The sequence below is a fragment of the Pannonibacter phragmitetus genome (assembly GCF_050510895.1).
Taxonomy (GTDB): domain Bacteria; phylum Pseudomonadota; class Alphaproteobacteria; order Rhizobiales; family Stappiaceae; genus Pannonibacter; species Pannonibacter phragmitetus_B.
The window spans coordinates 108,406-123,161 of record NZ_JBNINT010000002.1 but is presented as its reverse complement, the minus strand read 5'-3'; the positions used below and the strand labels follow the sequence as shown (position 1 = coordinate 123,161).

Below are 14,756 nucleotides of genomic sequence, written 5' to 3'. Positions count from 1 at the left end.
TGCGCGAACAGTGCTCAAGATTGGATCTTTCGGATTTTTAGTCCTGGGGGAAAGCGTGGCAGATCGTACGTCAAAGAGACTTCTTCTTTCCTCTGCTTCGTATTTCTATATTAACAAATGCAATTTCAGTGCATTGACGGCTTGCGTCACGGCTGCGTCGCTTGTTGTTTCCGGTGTTTCGCCTGTCTTTGCGGAAAATATTCTGCCCACGAATGGCTCGGTTGCAGCCGGTTCTGTTTCAATCGGCTCCAGCGGGCCGGTGATGACGGTGACGCAGGGTAGCAATCAGGCGATCGTAAACTGGGGCAGCTTCTCGATCGGGCAGGGCAATACGGTCAATTTCGTTCAGCCGGGTGCCTCTGCGGCGATCCTGAACCGTGTCACGGGCGCCACCGCTTCCACCATTGCCGGTGCCCTCAACGCCAATGGTCAAGTCTATCTGATCAACCCCAATGGCATCACCATCACGCCGACCGGCCGGGTTACGGCGGGCGGCGGCTTTGTGGCTTCCACGCTGGACATGTCGGACGAGGATTTCCTCAAGGGGCAGTACCGGTTCTCCGGCAACGGATCGTCGGCAAAGGTCAGCAACGAGGGCGTGATCACCATCGGGCGCGGCGGCTATGCGGCGCTGATCGGCGGCACTGTCCGCAATGACGGGCTGATTGCCGTGCCGATGGGCAAGGTGGCGCTTGGCTCGGGCGAGCAGGCAACGCTGGACCTGTCCGGCGACGGCTTCCTTCAGGTGGCGGTGCCCACGGCAGAGGGCGCGGAAGGCGACGGCGCGCTGGTTGAGAACAGCGGGCAGATTTCCGCCGAAGGCGGCACGGTTGTTATGAAGGCGGCCACCGCCCGCAATGCGGCACGCCATGCGGTGAACCTGTCCGGCTCCGTCGAGGCAAACAGCATCTCGGGCCGCGACGGTGAGATCGTGATCGGCGGGGGCAGTGGCGGCAAGGTCACGGTTTCCGGCAAGGCGGCGGCCAGGTCCGCCAGCGGCAAGGGCGGCAAGATCACGGTCACCGGCCAGAAGGTGGCGCTGAAGGGCGCGCAAGTTGATGCCTCGGGCGCCAAGGGTGGCGGCACGGTGAAGATCGGCGGCGGCTGGCAGGGCAAGGGCACCACGCAGCGGGCCGAGACCACCAGCATTGATGCCGCCAGCATCATCCGCGCCGACGCCACGCAGAGCGGCAACGGTGGCACGGTGGTGGTCTGGTCCGATGACCTCACCACCTTCGCGGGGCTGATCAGTGCGCAAGGCGCAGGTGCAGGCATTGGCGGCGAGGCGGAAGTCTCCGGCAAGGCGGTTCTTTCCTACACAGGCCGCACGGACCTTCGCGGCCCCGGCGGCTTCGGCAACCTGCTGCTCGACCCCTACAACGTCACGATCTCCAGTGGCACGGCCTCCAACTCCACCGGCACCACGGCGACGGGGGATGACAGCGTCATCAACGTCAACACCCTGGTGACAGCGCTGAATTCGGCCAATGTCACCATCACCACCGGTGGGGCTGGCTCTGCGGGCACGCAGGCGGGCATCATCACCGTTGCAGATGCGGTGACGTGGACGAGTGGCTCGAAGCTGACGCTCTCGGCCTATGGCGATATCGCCGTAAACGCCAATCTCGCTGGCGGCTCCGGCTCTTCCATCGTGCTGCGGGCGGACAATTCCGGCACGGGCACGGGCACGGTCACCTTCGGGCAGGGTGTCACGGCCACCGCACCGGGTGGTGTGTCGCTCTATTACAATCCGTCGGGCAACGACAGCAGCACGGTCAACGGCAGCAGTTACACGGCGCCGGTGGATTACAGCGCCAACGCAGGCGCCAGCACCACGATCACGGCCTACATGCTGGTCAACACGGTGCATGACCTGCAGAACATGCAGAACAATCTCTCCGGCACCTATGCGCTTGGCCGGGACATTGACGCCAGCAGTACGGCAGCCTGGAACAATGGTGACGGGTTTGCGCCGGTGGGGAACAGCGGCGCTGTCAGGTTCACCGGGACATTTGATGGCGGCGGGTACACGATTTCCGGTCTGACAATCAATCGCAGTACGGCAGATTTCGTTGGTCTGTTTGGCCACGCGGGTGATGGCAGCATTATCCGGAACGTCGGCCTGACCGGCGTGAATATCAGCGGTAAGAGTTATGTTGGTGGCCTGGCTGGGGCGCACGGCAGTGTCATCAGCAATGCCTATGTGACAGGTGTGGTGATAGGCTCAGGCAGCCATACCGGAGGGCTGGTGGGGTATAATTCCGCCAACGGTTCTCTCAGCTCAGTGTATGCAGCCGCAGATGTGATCGGCGTGGACAACACTGGCGGCCTTGCGGGCTACAACGCCGGTGCAATCAGCAATGCCTATGCGACGAGTGTCGTGATTGGCAGTGGCTCGGCCATTGGCGGGCTGATTGGCAATATGGACAGTGGATCTGTTACCAATGCCTATGCATCCGGCACCGTGACCACAAACGGCGCGGGCAGCGGCACGGGAGGACTTGTCGGCACCCTGAATACTGGCGTGTTTACGAATACGTTCTTTGACACTGAGACCACAAACCAGACCCAGGGTGTAGGCAACAATCACGCTGTTTCCGGTGTCACCGGCCGCACAACGGCGCAGGCGCGCGTGGCCTCCAACTACACCGGCTGGAACTTCTCGACTGTCTGGTACCAGTCCGCTGAGATGCGGCCCATCCTGCGCTCGGAAGCGGCGGCGGTGAATGCGGACGGGGTGATCACCATCTCGAACATGAACCAGCTTGCGCTGATGGCCACCAACCTCTCGGGCTCCTACCTGTTGACCCGGGATCTGGATGCCAGCGGCACCAACGCGCAGGGCCAGACCTACAATGCCTCCGGCATCTGGGGCGTGGGCGGCTGGAGGCCGGTGGGGGTCAGCACTTCCAGCCGGTTCGCTGGCGTTTTTGACGGCGGCGGTCACACGATCAGCGGGTTGACGCTTAACCGGCCCACGACTGCCGGCGTAGGTCTTTTCGGCTATGTGGGCACTGGCGCCGCTCTCCGGAATGTTCGCCTGACGCAGGCGTCCATAACGGGACAGAACCAGTCCGGCATTCTGGCCGGGCGTGCTGATAACAGCACGATCTCTGATGTTTCCGTGGAAGGGGACGTTAGCGGCGCGGTGAATGTGGGTGGGCTTCTTGGTTATAATTCCGGGTCAACGGTCACCCGGTCGTCATCCGCGGGGTCTGTCTCCGGAACGGGTATCCGTACCGGAGGACTTGTTGGCTATAGTCCGTCCGGCACGATTTCCAATTCCTACGCAACCGTCAACGTTTCAGGAAGCTCCCTCGGCGTGGGGGGCTTGTTGGCAGTGGCGGGGGACGATTTCCAATTCCTACGCGACGGGAACGGTAACCAATAGCAGCGGCAGCACGGGCGGCCTGATTGGTCTCAGTTTAGCTACGATCTCGAATTCCTATGCAACGGGGGCTGTGACCGGCGGAACCAACACAGGTGGCCTTGTCGGGGAAATGACGAGTGGAACCATTTCCGCCTCCTTCTTCAACACGGAAACAACCGGACAGACCCAAGGCGTTGGCAGCAACGCCTCCGCATCCGGCGTCACCGGCCTGACCACGGCTCAGATGACCAGCTTCGCAACCTTTGATGATGCAGGCTGGGACATTGCGAATACGGGCGGCTCGGTCTCGGTCTGGCGCATCTACGAAGGGCAAACCGGCCCCTGCTGCGCAGCTTCCTGACCGCTATCACCATCGGTAGCACGGCAACCGGCAGCAAAACCTATGACGGCACGGCCGGCAGCGGCAGCGCGGGCTCGCTCACCTACAGCCTTGCTGATTACGACGCGTCGAGAATTCTTGGCACGGCGGTTTACACCACCTCCAGCGCCAATGCCGGCACCTACACCAATCTGCTGCTGTCGGGGCTTTACTCAGGCCAGAATGGCTATGACATCAGCTATGGCGCGGGCTCCGGATCGTTTACGATCAACAAGGCCGCACTCACGGTGACGGCGGAAAATGCCACGAAAACCTATGACGGTCTGGCCTACAGCGGTGGCAACGGCGTGAGCTACAGTGGCTTCGTCAACAACGAGACGGCCTCGGTTCTGGGCGGCACGCTCGCCTATGGCGGCACGTCGCAGGGCGCGGTGAATGCGGGCAGCTATGCGCTGACAGCCTCCGGCCTGACTTCGGGCAACTACGAGATCAGCTACACAGGCGGCATGCTGACTGTGGGCAAGGTGAGCCTCACGGTGACGGCGGATAACGCCACGAAGACCTATGACGGTCTGGCCTACAGCGGTGGCAACGGCGTGAGCTACAGTGGCTTCGTCAACAACGAGACGGCCTCCGTTCTAGGTGGCACGCTCTCCTATGGCGGCACGTCTCAGGGCGCGGTGAATGTGGGCAGCTATACGCTGACGGCCTCCGGCCTGACTTCGGGCAACTATGACTTCACCTATGTTGCGGGCGCGCTGACTGTGGGCAGGGCGAGCCTCACGGTGACGGCGAATGATGCCACGAAGACCTATGACGGTCTGGCCTACAGCGGCGGCAACGGCCTGAGCTATAGTGGTTTCGTCAACAACGAGACGGCCTCGGTTCTGGGCGGCTCGCTCTCCTTTGGCGGAACCTCGCAGGGGGCGGTGAATGTTGGCAGCTATACGCTGACAGCCTCCGGCCTGACTTCGGGCAACTATGACCTCACCTATGTGGGCGGCACGCTGACCGTGCTGGCGGCTCCTGCGCCTGTGCCAGTCCCAGTCCCAGTCCCGGTTCCAGTTCCTCCTTCCGGCAACCCGGTGGCGCCTGTGATGAGCCCCCCGGTTGTCACGATTGTTTCCAATCCGATATTCAGCCTGCAGGCCACGCAGAGCAATCCGCTGGCGCCTTCCATGCAGGCGGGCGGATACTCTCCGCAGCTGATCATCTACTCCGCCGGACCATCCGGAACGGGGCAGGGTTCCCAGCCCGGCGGCGAAGCTGGCGGCAGTGAGATGACAACCGAAGACTTGCGTATCAGTGCTTCGTTCTGCGCCCTCGGGCCGAATGTGGCCGTCAACTGCTCCACTCAGTAATCCCGGCGGGCGATGAAGACGATGACAAAGATGATGAAGCCGTTTGCCGTTGCTGTGGTGGGGTCTGTGGTTCTTGCCGGTGCAGCGCAGGGCCAGACGGCAAGCCAGCTGACGCAGCCGAGCTATGCGCCGCCGGTTGTCCGCCCGGCGGAAGGCGGGGTTTCGCTGGCCGGGTCCACTGGAGTTGATGCGCCCGCAGGGGCGGAGAAGCTGAGCGTCACGCCCTCGGGGCTGATCGTGGAGGGCGGCTGGCCGGAGTTTGCCGCCGAGACCGCCGCCATCGAAGCCTCGCTCAAGGGGCAGAAGGTGACGGGTGCCGATCTCTTCGCCGCGGCCCGCCGTCTTGAGGAGGCCTACACCCGCGCCGGTTACGTGCTGGTGCGTGTCAGCCTGCCGCCGCAGACGATCCGTAACGGCAGGCCGCTGCGTCTTGTGGTGACCGACGGCCAGATCGAGGCGGTGGATGTTTCGGCGCTGCCCGCCCGCGTGCAGGGCCACGTGCGGGCGGTGATCGCGCCGCTTTCCGGCAAGGCGCGGGTGACGCAGGCCGAGCTGGAGCGCCGCCTGCTGCTGGCCGGTGACACGCCGGGCCTGATCCTGCGTTCGACGCTGAAGGCCGGCTCGCAGCCCGGCACCACGGTGATCGTCGTCGATGGCCGCCATGACGCCATCAGCACCACGGTGACGATGGACAACAGCACGGGCAAGGATCTGGGCGGCTATACGGCAGGTCTTGGCGTTGACTTCAACAGCCTGCTGGGCTTCGGCGAGACGGCCTATCTGAGAGCCAACGGCTATCCGGGGCTGGATGGCGGGGCCTTCAGCAATGATCCGCGCAACCGGCAGCTGATTGCCGGCGTGACGGTGCCGCTGGGCGGCACCGGGGCCTGGGTCAATGTGGAGGCGGTGGACAGCCGCACGCATCCCAAGTCCGAGCTGCCCTTCACCATGCTGGACCGCTACGACCGCTTCTCGGCGCGTCTGGGCTACAACTGGATCCGCTCGCGCAATCTCAACACCAGCTCGATCCTCGCCCTTGATGTGGCGCAGGAAACGCTGAAGCTGGACCTGGGCACATCGCGGACGGACTTCTCGCAAGACCGGCTGCGGGTGCTGCGGCTGACGCAGACGGGCGATGCCTTCCTGCCGTGGAACGGGCGGCTGAACGGCAGCGTCACCGCCTCCTTCGGCCTCGATGGCCTTGGCGCGCGTCAGGGCACAGCGGCCCTTCCGTTGACGCGCTCGGGGGCAAAGCCAGACTTCCGCAAGCTGGAAGTGACAGCAAACTACACCCAGCCGCTGCTGGACAGCCGGGTGTATGTGTCGCTGGCCGCCAAGGCGCAGACGTCCTTCGGGGCGGCGCTGGTCAGCTCGGAACAGTTCGGCCTTGGCGGGGCGGACTGGGTGTCGGCCTATCGCGGCGGCCAGTTCCAGGGGGACAGCGGCGCAGCCCTTCGCTCGGAGGTGAGCCTTCCGGTCACGCTGCCGTCCTTCGCCATGCTGCCGGATCTGGGCTCGGCTGTGATGCCGTATCTGTTCGCGGCCGGAGGCTTCGTGAAGCTGGAAAAGCCGTCGGCAGTGGAAAAGGAATATCTCAGCGCAGGCGCCTTTGGTGCGGGTTTGCGCGTGGCCCTGTCGCAAAAAGGCACGGCACATTCCGGCTCCCTCAGCCTCGAATATGCCCGCGGCGGCGCCCGCCAGCAAAAGCCTGAAGACCGCATCAACTTCCGCCTTGCGCTGAAGTATTGAGGGCGGGCAGGGGGCTGGGCTGCCGGTCATGCCCCCTCCGCTTGCGGTTTGGGGAAAGCCTGAAATCCGCTCACCCCAGCACGGCATATCAGCCCCCTCCCCGAAGAGCAGATGCATCATGGCGGGCGGTGTCCGAACTGGACGGAAGCCAGTGCCTGACATATATTAGCTAAATTAGTCATGTTTTAAAACTGGCCAAGGAGGCAGGGAAATGCAGGTGACCGTTCATGCCGCCAAAACCAACCTGTCGAAGCTGATCGAGGCGGCGCAGGCAGGCGAAGAGGTTATCATTGCCAAGGGCAAGCGCCCTGTTGCGCGCCTTGTGCCGATCCCCCAGACCACGTTCAGGACGGGTCTGCTGAAGGGCAAGCTGACGGGAGCTGGCCCAGATTTCTTCGAGCCGTTGGCAGAGGACGAGCTTGCGCTCTGGGAGGGGCGTGAGTGAAGCATCTGCTGCTTGATACCCACGCCTGGGCATGGTCGCTGACGGCGGACCCACGCCTGCCGCAAACGGTCGTTGCCGCACTTGAGGCTGCGGAAACCGTATCGATCAGCGCCATTAGCCTGTTTGAAATCGGTCAGAAGGTCCGGCTTGGAAAATGGCCCGAAATGGCGCCGTTCCTGCACCAGTTGCTGGCCCTCGCCGAGGAACAGGGCGCACGGCTGCTAGATGTTTGCGCCGGAACCTGCCTTCTGGCGGCAACGCTCGAATGGTCGCACCGCGACCCCTTCGACCGCTTCATCGGAGCAGCTGCGATCACACGCGGCATGGTCCTTGTGTCGGCAGATACGGCGTTTGATGGACTGGCCGCAGAGCCGGGTTGGCTTGGGCGTGTGTGGTAACGGGGCTTTGAGTGTGGACGGGGCTGGCGAAGAGATTGCGCAGGTTCTCAAGCAGATGCGGCTGAATGCGGCGGCATTTATCGTCACGGTTTACGGCGACATTGCCGTGCCGCGCGGCGGTGTGCTGTGGACGGGCACGCTGATCGAGCTTTGTGGCAGCGCAGGGATCAATGAATCGCTGGTGCGCACCGCCGTCTCCCGTCTCGTCGCTGCGGAACGTCTGGCGGGGGAGCGCATCGGGCGGCGCAGTTATTACCGGCTGGCGGAGGCGGCAAGGGCGGAGTTCCAGCAGGCTGCGGATCTTCTCTACGGGCCGGACCAGCCGGGGCGGGGCTGGCAGGTGATCCATGCGCCGGACCTGAGCCCGGACGACGCCCGCCGCCTGCGGCTGGGGCATATGGGCGGGCCGGTGTTCATCCGCCCGGACCGGGGGCAATCGCCGCCGCCGGGCGCGCTTGTGCTGCATGCGGGCGAGGTTGCGGACCCGGCAAGGCTCGCCGGTTTCTGGGATCTTTCCGCTCTGCAGGACGGCTATGCGGAGTTTATCGGCAGCTTTTCGCCGCTGCTGGCGGTGGCGGATGAGGGCGGCTGCCGCCTTGCCGATGAGGACGCGCTGACCGCGCGGCTGCTGCTGGTGCATGCCTACCGCCATGTGCTGCTGCGCGACCCGCGTCTGCCGCCGGCGGCCCTTCCGGCAAACTGGAACGGCGGCGAGGCACGCCGCCTGTTCCGCCGGCTTTATCTGGCGCTGACACCGGGCACGGAGCGGCACGTGGCCGCCCATCTGGAAGGCACGGACGGCCCCTTGCCTGCGCGCACGCCCGAGAGCATCAGCCGGATCCCGGTGATGGCCTGAACGGCGAGAGGGGGCTGGTTGGTTTAAAAATAAATAACCAATTGAAATATAAAAAGAAAAATCTTCACATCCAAAAGCATCACAAAAATCATGAAAAAGTGACTTTTCTTGTGACGGTTTTGGGCGTATAAATCGACCGATCGGTCAGCGATATGAGGAGTGAGCTGGCCGTTACGTTTCTGCAAGGCGCTGGATCAGGCGCGGATCAGGGCGGTTGGCGAGGGAGGAGGCCGGATCATGTATGCCCAGCTTGTGACATCCGAAGGCGGCAAGGCCCGTGAGGCCATGACACCGGAAGAGGCAGCCTTTCAGGACCGCATCGACCGGGGCGAGAAGATCGAGCCCAAGGAGTGGATGCCGGAGGGCTACCGCAAGACGCTGATCCGCCAGATCGGCCAGCACGCGCACAGCGAGATCGTCGGACAGCTTCCCGAAGGCAACTGGATCACCCGCGCACCGACGCTGGAGCGCAAGCAGATCCTCTTGGCCAAGGTGCAGGACGAGGCGGGCCACGGGCTCTATCTCTATTCCGCTGCCGAGACGCTGGGTGTCTCCCGCGATGAACTCATCGACCTGCTGCATGCGGGCAAGATGAAGTATTCCTCCATCTTCAACTATCCGACGCTGACCTGGGCCGACATGGGCGCTGTCGGCTGGCTGGTGGACGGGGCGGCGATCATGAATCAGGTGCCGCTGCAGCGCACCAGCTATGGCCCCTATTCCCGCGCCATGATCCGCATCTGCAAGGAAGAGAGCTTCCACCAGCGGCAGGGCTACGACATCATGATGAAGATGGCGAAGGGCACGCCGGAGCAGAAGGCGATGGCGCAGGATGCGCTGAACCGCTTCTGGTTCCCCTCGCTGATGATGTTCGGCCCCTCGGACAAGGACTCGGTGCATTCCGCCCAGTCCATGGCCTGGAAGATCAAGATGAACACCAACGACGAACTGCGCCAGAAGTTCGTCGATCAGACCGTGCCGCAGGCCGAATATCTCGGCCTCACCGTTCCCGATCCCGAGCTGAAGTGGAACCAGGAAAAGGGCGGCTACGATTTCAGCGAGCCGGACTGGAGCGAGTTCTTCGCCGTTATTTCCGGCAATGGCCCCTGCAATGAGGAGCGCCTCGGCGCCCGCGTCAAGGCCTGGGAAGATGGCGCCTGGGTGCGCGAGGGGCTGATGGCCCATGCCGCCAAGCAGGACGCGCGCCGTGCGGCGGCGCGGGTTGCCGCCGAATAGACCGAGGCCGGTGCGGCGCCTGAGTCTTTCAGGCGCCCGGCAAAAAACAGTCTGATTTCAACGTGTTTGCGGGAGGACGCGGAACATGCCCAGCGAATGGCCCCTTTGGGAAATCTTCATCCGTGGCCAGCATGGCCTCAATCACCGCCATGTGGGCAGCCTGCATGCGCCGGACGCGGACATGGCCATCCGCCATGCGCGCGATGTCTATACGCGCCGCAATGAGGGCGTCTCCATCTGGGTGGTGAAGTCGGAAAACATCACCGCCTCCGTGCCTTCGGAGAAGGGGCCGCTGTTCGAGCCGTCCAACAGCAAGGTCTACCGCCACCCGAGCTTCTACGACATTCCCGAAGAAGTGGGGCACATGTGATGGCCAGCGCGACACATCAGGCGGCGCTGTTCGAGTGGCTGCTGCGCATGGGCGACAACGCGCTGATCCTCGGGCACCGGGTGTCCGAATGGTGCGGCCACGGCCCGGCGCTGGAAGAGGATATCGCGCTTGCCAATCAGGCGCTGGATCTCATCGGCCAATGCCAGCTGTGGTTGGGGCTGGCCGGCGAGGTGGAGGGCAAGGGCCGCAACGCCGATGCGCTCGCCTATCTGCGCGATGCCGGTGCCTTCCGCAATCTGCTGCTGGTGGAGCGCCCGAACGGCGACTTCGGCCACACAGTGATGCGCCAGTTCCTGTTCGATGCCTTCCATGTGGAGCTGCTGGATGCGCTGAAGGCCTCCAGTGAACCGCGTGTGGCGGAGATTGCCGCGAAAGCGGCCAAGGAAGCGGCCTATCACCTCGACCGGTCCGCCGCGCTGGTGATCGCCCTTGGCGATGGCACGGAGGAAAGCCACGCCCGCATGGCCAAGGCGCTGAAGGCGCTGTGGGCCTATACCGGCGAGATGTTCATGGATGACGAAACGGATGCAGCGCTGGCCGCTTCCGGCACTGTGCCGCTGCCCTCCAGCCTGAAGGCGGGCTGGGATGAAACGGTGGGCGCGGTGCTGGCAGAAGCCGGGCTTGCCCATCCGGGCGAGGCCTGGCAGCACAAGGGCGGCAAGCGCGGCACCCATACGGAGCATCTGGGCTATATCCTGGCCGAAATGCAGTTCCTGCAGCGCGCCTATCCCGGCGCAACGTGGTGAGTGCCATGGCCAGCGCGCGTCATCCTGATGTGGCGGAAGTCTGGTCCTGGCTCGCCGAAGTGCCGGACCCGGAAATTCCGGTGATCAGCCTCACCGATCTCGGCATCATCCGGGATGTGGCCTGGCAGGATGAAACGCTGGTGGTGACGGTGACGCCCACCTATTCCGGCTGCCCGGCAACCAGCATCATCAACCTCGACATCGAGGCGGCGCTGCGGGCAAAGGGCATCACCGATCTGCGGCTGGAACGGCGCCTGTCGCCGCCCTGGACCACGGACTGGCTGACGCCGGAGGGGCGCGAAAAGCTGCGCCAGTATGGCATCGCCCCGCCCATCGACGGCACGGCGCCCGATGGCCGTGTTGCCGGGCAGATCGCAGGCCGGGTTCAGGGCCGCGTGGCGCGGCTCGTCTCCGGCAGCAACCTTGCGATCACCTGTCCGCGCTGCGGCTCGGCAGCCACGCAGAAGGTCAGCCAGTTCGGCTCGACCCCTGCAAGGCCAGCTACCGCTGCACGGACTGTCTTGAACCCTTCGACTATTTCAAGTGCATCTGAGGACGCAAGCCATGGCCCGTTTTCATCCGCTGACCGTCACCGGTGTGCGCCGCGAAACCCGCGATGCGGTGGTTGTCACCCTTGCCCCGCGCGAGGAGGACCTTCCGCTTTTCGGCTTCACGCAAGGCCAGTATCTGACCTTCCGCCGCGAGTTTGACGGCGAGGAGCTGCGCCGCAGCTATTCCATCTGCGCAGGCCTTGATGAGGGCGTGCTGAAGGTGGGCATCAAGCGGGTGGATGGCGGTGCCTTTTCCACCTGGGCCAATGAGGCGCTGCACCCCGGCGACGTGCTGGAAGCCATGCCGCCCATGGGCCGCTTCTTCACGCCGCTCGATCCGGAGGCGGGCCGCCAGTATCTCGGCTTTGCCGGGGGCTCTGGCATCACGCCGGTGCTGTCGATCATCAAGACGGTGCTGGCCCGCGAGCCGCGCTCGAAGTTCACCCTCGTCTATGCCAACCGGCAGATCAGCTCCATCATGTTCCGCGAGGAGCTGGAGGACCTGAAGAACCTTTATCTCGGGCGCTTCTCCGTCATCCATGTGCTGGAGCAGGAGGGGCAGGAGATCGACCTCTTCACCGGGCGCATCGACGCGGAAAAGATGAAGGCGCTCTTCACCCACTGGATCGACGCCAGCGCCGTGGACACGGCCTTCATCTGCGGGCCGGAGCCGATGATGCTGACCATCGCCGCCAGCCTGCGCAAGCATGGGCTGGATGACAGCCAGATCCGCTTCGAGCTGTTCGCCTCCGGCCAGCCAGGCCGGGCGAAGGCGCCCGCCGTCTCCCGCAATGCCGTTGCGCCGGGCACGGGCACGCAGGCCTCTGTCACGCTCGACGGCCTGACCCGCAGCTTCGAGATGGGCCGCGATGGTGAGACCATTCTGGAGGCCGCGCTCGCTGCCAGCCTCGACGCGCCTTACTCCTGCCGGGCGGGTGTCTGCTCCACCTGCCGCTGCAAGGTGCTGGAAGGCGAGGTGGAAATGGCCGTCAACCACGCGCTGGAAGATTACGAAGTGCGCGCCGGTTACGCGCTCTCCTGCCAGGCCCGCCCGCTGACGGACAAGGTGGTGGTGACCTACGACGAATGAGGCCCCTCAAGGCCTGAGGCGCCTGCATCCCGGAGCCTTGGAGTAACCCGCCTCTGGCGGGCAGGATCATTGAAAGAAGGAAATGCCCATGACTGCCGCCCCGCGCCGTCTTGAAAGCCATGTTTGCGGACGCTGGATTGCCGGAACCGGCGAGGGCCAGCTTCTGCGCGATGCGGCCACCGGAGCGCCGGTGGCTGAGGTGGATGCCACCGGCCTCGACTTTGCCGCCGCGCTCGACTACGGGCGGCGGACCGGCGGGGCGAAGCTGCGCGCCATGTCCTTCCATGACCGGGCGGCGATGCTGAAGGCGCTTGGCCTCCATCTGATGGAGCTGAAGGAAGCGCTCTACGCCGAGAGCCTGCACACGGGCGCGACCCGCGCCGATGGCTGGATCGACATCGAGGGCGGCATCGGCACCATGCTGACCTTTGCCTCCAAGGGCCGGCGCGAGCTGCCCAACACCCGCGTGCTGACCGATGGCGATGTGGAGCCCCTGTCCCGCGACAACAGCTTCAGCGCCCAGCATATTCTCACGCCGCTGCGCGGTGTCGCCGTCCACATCAACGCCTTCAACTTCCCCGTCTGGGGCATGCTGGAAAAGATCGCGCCCACCCTGCTGGCGGGCGTGCCCTGCATCGTCAAGCCCGCGAGCCAGACCGCCTATCTGACCGAACTGTGCGTGCGCCAGATCATCGCCTCGGACATTCTGCCGGAAGGCGCGCTGCAGCTGATCTGCGGCAGCGTCGGCGATCTTCTCGACCATGTGACCGGGCAGGACGCGGTGACCTTCACCGGCTCCGCCTGGACGGGCCGCAAGCTCAAGGCGCATCCGGCCGTTGTGGCCAATGCGGTGCGCTTCACCATGGAGGCCGACAGCCTCAACGCGGCGATCCTCGGCCCTGACGCTGCGCCGGGCACGCCGGAATTCGACCTCTTCGTCAAGGAAGTGACCCGGGAGATGACCGCCAAGGCCGGGCAGAAATGCACCGCCATCCGCCGCGTCATGGCCCCGCGTGCCCATGTGGAGCCGCTGATTGATGCCCTGCGCGATCGCCTTGCGAAAACGCTGCCGGGCCTGCCGGGCGAGGAGGCAACGCGCATGGGCGCGCTGGCCAGCCTTGACCAGCGGCAGGAAGTGCGCGAGCGCATCACCGAACTTCAGGCCGACGCGGAAATCGTTGCGGGCAATCCGGATGACGTGCGCCTTGCCTCGGGCGATGCGGAGGCGGGCGCCTTCCTCAACCCGGTGCTGATGTATTGCGCGAAGCCCTTTGAGGCCGGCGCCGTGCATGATGTGGAGGCCTTCGGCCCGGTATCCACCGTCATGCCCTATGATGATCTGGAAGAAGCCGTCGAGCTGGCCCAGATGGGCAAGGGCTCGCTGGTGTCCTCGGTGTTCACCGATGATCCGCATGTGGCCGAGGAGATGGTGCTGGGCCTCGCGCCCTTCCATGGCCGCGTGCTGATCGGTAACCGCGCTTCCGCCAGGTCCTCCACCGGCCATGGCTCGCCGCTGGCGCCGCTGGTGCATGGCGGGCCGGGCCGGGCAGGGGGCGGCGAGGAAATGGGCGGCATGCGCGGCGTGAAGCATTATATGCAGCGCACCGCCGTGCAAGGCGCGCCCCGGCTGCTCTCCGCCGTCACGGGCCGCTGGATCGAGGGCGCAGAGGCAGAGCAGGGCGTCCATCCCTTCCGCAAGTCCCTCGCAGAGCTTGCCATCGGCGACCAGATCGTCACCGCCGCCCGTGAGGTAACGCAGGAAGACGTGGAGCATTTCGCCCATTTCACCGGCGACACCTTCTACGCCCACATGGACAGCGAAGCGGCCAAAGCCAATCCGTTCTTTGACGACCGGGTGGCCCACGGCTACCTCATCGCCTCCTTCGCCGCCGGGCTGTTCGTCGATCCGGCACCGGGCCCGGTGCTGGCCAATTACGGCGTCGACAACCTGCGCTTCCTGACGCCGGTCTATTTCGGCGACACGCTGCAAGTCCGGCTGACCTGCAAGGAGATCAACCCCCGCGCCAACGCCGAACACGGCGAAGTGCGCTGGGACTGCCAGGTCACCAACCAGTCGGGAGAAGTGGTGGCGCAATATGACGTGCTCACCATGGTCGCCAAGACATGGCCCCCGGTGGCGGAAGCCGCAGCGGCTGCGGAGTAGGGGACGGGGCGAGGGTGCGCTCAGCCCCGCATCAGGCACTGAGTCACCCCGGCCAAGCG

12 protein-coding genes and 2 pseudogenes are annotated in these 14,756 nt (G+C 64.7%); all 14 read left to right on the top strand.

Annotation, left to right across the window (positions count from 1 at the left end; genetic code table 11):
* The first annotated feature begins 10 nt into the window (after positions 1–10).
* Positions 11–3,391 (top strand): beta strand repeat-containing protein, encoded by a 3,381-nt coding sequence (locus ACQB61_RS21875; RefSeq protein WP_430514538.1) that lies wholly within the window; start codon positions 11–13, stop codon positions 3,389–3,391.
* A pseudogene (locus ACQB61_RS21870) lies at positions 3,354–3,458 on the top strand (GLUG motif-containing protein); the annotation flags it as partial. The gene ACQB61_RS21875 and the pseudogene ACQB61_RS21870, both read left to right, overlap by 38 nt.
* Positions 3,459–3,461: 3 nt before the next feature.
* The gene (locus tag ACQB61_RS21865; RefSeq protein ID WP_430514632.1) at positions 3,462–3,731 is read left to right on the top strand and encodes a hypothetical protein; all 270 of its coding nucleotides are present in this window, start codon (positions 3,462–3,464) and stop codon (positions 3,729–3,731) included.
* Positions 3,732–3,997: 266 nt separating this feature from the next.
* Positions 3,998–5,071, top strand: coding sequence for an MBG domain-containing protein (locus ACQB61_RS21860; protein WP_430514537.1), 1,074 nt, complete (start codon positions 3,998–4,000; stop codon positions 5,069–5,071).
* Positions 5,072–5,092: 21 nt separating this feature from the next.
* A complete protein-coding gene (locus tag ACQB61_RS21855) occupies positions 5,093–6,820 on the top strand; it encodes a ShlB/FhaC/HecB family hemolysin secretion/activation protein (protein WP_430514536.1) in 1,728 nt (575 codons plus the stop codon).
* A gap of 211 nt (positions 6,821–7,031) precedes the next feature.
* Entirely contained in the window at positions 7,032–7,265 is a 234-nt protein-coding gene (locus tag ACQB61_RS21850) for a type II toxin-antitoxin system Phd/YefM family antitoxin (RefSeq protein WP_019966649.1), read from the top strand.
* Positions 7,262–7,663: a type II toxin-antitoxin system VapC family toxin gene (locus ACQB61_RS21845; protein ID WP_430514535.1), complete on the top strand. Its 402-nt coding sequence runs from the start codon at positions 7,262–7,264 to the stop codon at positions 7,661–7,663. Before ACQB61_RS21850 ends, ACQB61_RS21845 begins: the two co-directional genes overlap by 4 nt.
* Positions 7,664–7,676: 13 nt before the next feature.
* Complete coding sequence (locus ACQB61_RS21840) at positions 7,677–8,519, top strand: PaaX family transcriptional regulator C-terminal domain-containing protein (RefSeq protein ID WP_430514626.1); 843 nt, start codon at positions 7,677–7,679, stop codon at positions 8,517–8,519.
* A 237-nt stretch (positions 8,520–8,756) separates the two neighbouring features.
* Complete coding sequence (paaA, locus tag ACQB61_RS21835) at positions 8,757–9,755, top strand: 1,2-phenylacetyl-CoA epoxidase subunit PaaA (RefSeq protein WP_430514534.1); 999 nt, start codon at positions 8,757–8,759, stop codon at positions 9,753–9,755.
* A gap of 85 nt (positions 9,756–9,840) precedes the next feature.
* The gene (gene paaB, locus ACQB61_RS21830) at positions 9,841–10,125 is read left to right on the top strand and encodes a 1,2-phenylacetyl-CoA epoxidase subunit PaaB (protein WP_430514533.1); all 285 of its coding nucleotides are present in this window, start codon (positions 9,841–9,843) and stop codon (positions 10,123–10,125) included.
* Positions 10,125–10,892 carry a 1,2-phenylacetyl-CoA epoxidase subunit PaaC gene (gene paaC / locus ACQB61_RS21825; RefSeq protein WP_430514532.1) on the top strand — a complete coding sequence of 256 codons (768 nt, stop codon included), beginning with the start codon at positions 10,125–10,127 and terminating at the stop codon, positions 10,890–10,892. Before paaB ends, paaC begins: the two co-directional genes overlap by 1 nt.
* Before the next feature lie 5 nt (positions 10,893–10,897).
* Positions 10,898–11,445 (top strand): annotated as a pseudogene (gene paaD, locus ACQB61_RS21820) (1,2-phenylacetyl-CoA epoxidase subunit PaaD).
* Between the two features lie 11 nt (positions 11,446–11,456).
* The gene (paaE, locus tag ACQB61_RS21815) at positions 11,457–12,533 is read left to right on the top strand and encodes a 1,2-phenylacetyl-CoA epoxidase subunit PaaE (protein ID WP_430514531.1); all 1,077 of its coding nucleotides are present in this window, start codon (positions 11,457–11,459) and stop codon (positions 12,531–12,533) included.
* An 88-nt stretch (positions 12,534–12,621) separates the two neighbouring features.
* On the top strand, positions 12,622–14,697 hold the full coding sequence (gene paaZ, locus ACQB61_RS21810; RefSeq protein ID WP_430514530.1) for a phenylacetic acid degradation bifunctional protein PaaZ: 2,076 nt from the start codon (positions 12,622–12,624) through the stop codon (positions 14,695–14,697).
* The last annotated feature ends 59 nt before the right edge of the window (positions 14,698–14,756 follow it).

Excerpts from the sequence above, each read along its gene's own strand:
- ACQB61_RS21855 (WP_430514536.1), top strand. The coding sequence starts at position 5,093 with ATGACAAAGATGATGAAGCCGTTTGCCGTTGCTGTGGTGGGGTCTGTG.
- ACQB61_RS21850 (WP_019966649.1), top strand. The coding sequence starts at position 7,032 with ATGCAGGTGACCGTTCATGCCGCCAAAACCAACCTGTCGAAGCTGATC.
- paaA (WP_430514534.1), top strand. The coding sequence starts at position 8,757 with ATGTATGCCCAGCTTGTGACATCCGAAGGCGGCAAGGCCCGTGAGGCC.
- paaB (WP_430514533.1), top strand. The coding sequence starts at position 9,841 with ATGCCCAGCGAATGGCCCCTTTGGGAAATCTTCATCCGTGGCCAGCAT.
- paaC (WP_430514532.1), top strand. The coding sequence starts at position 10,125 with ATGGCCAGCGCGACACATCAGGCGGCGCTGTTCGAGTGGCTGCTGCGC.
- paaE (WP_430514531.1), top strand. The coding sequence starts at position 11,457 with ATGGCCCGTTTTCATCCGCTGACCGTCACCGGTGTGCGCCGCGAAACC.
- paaZ (WP_430514530.1), top strand. The coding sequence starts at position 12,622 with ATGACTGCCGCCCCGCGCCGTCTTGAAAGCCATGTTTGCGGACGCTGG.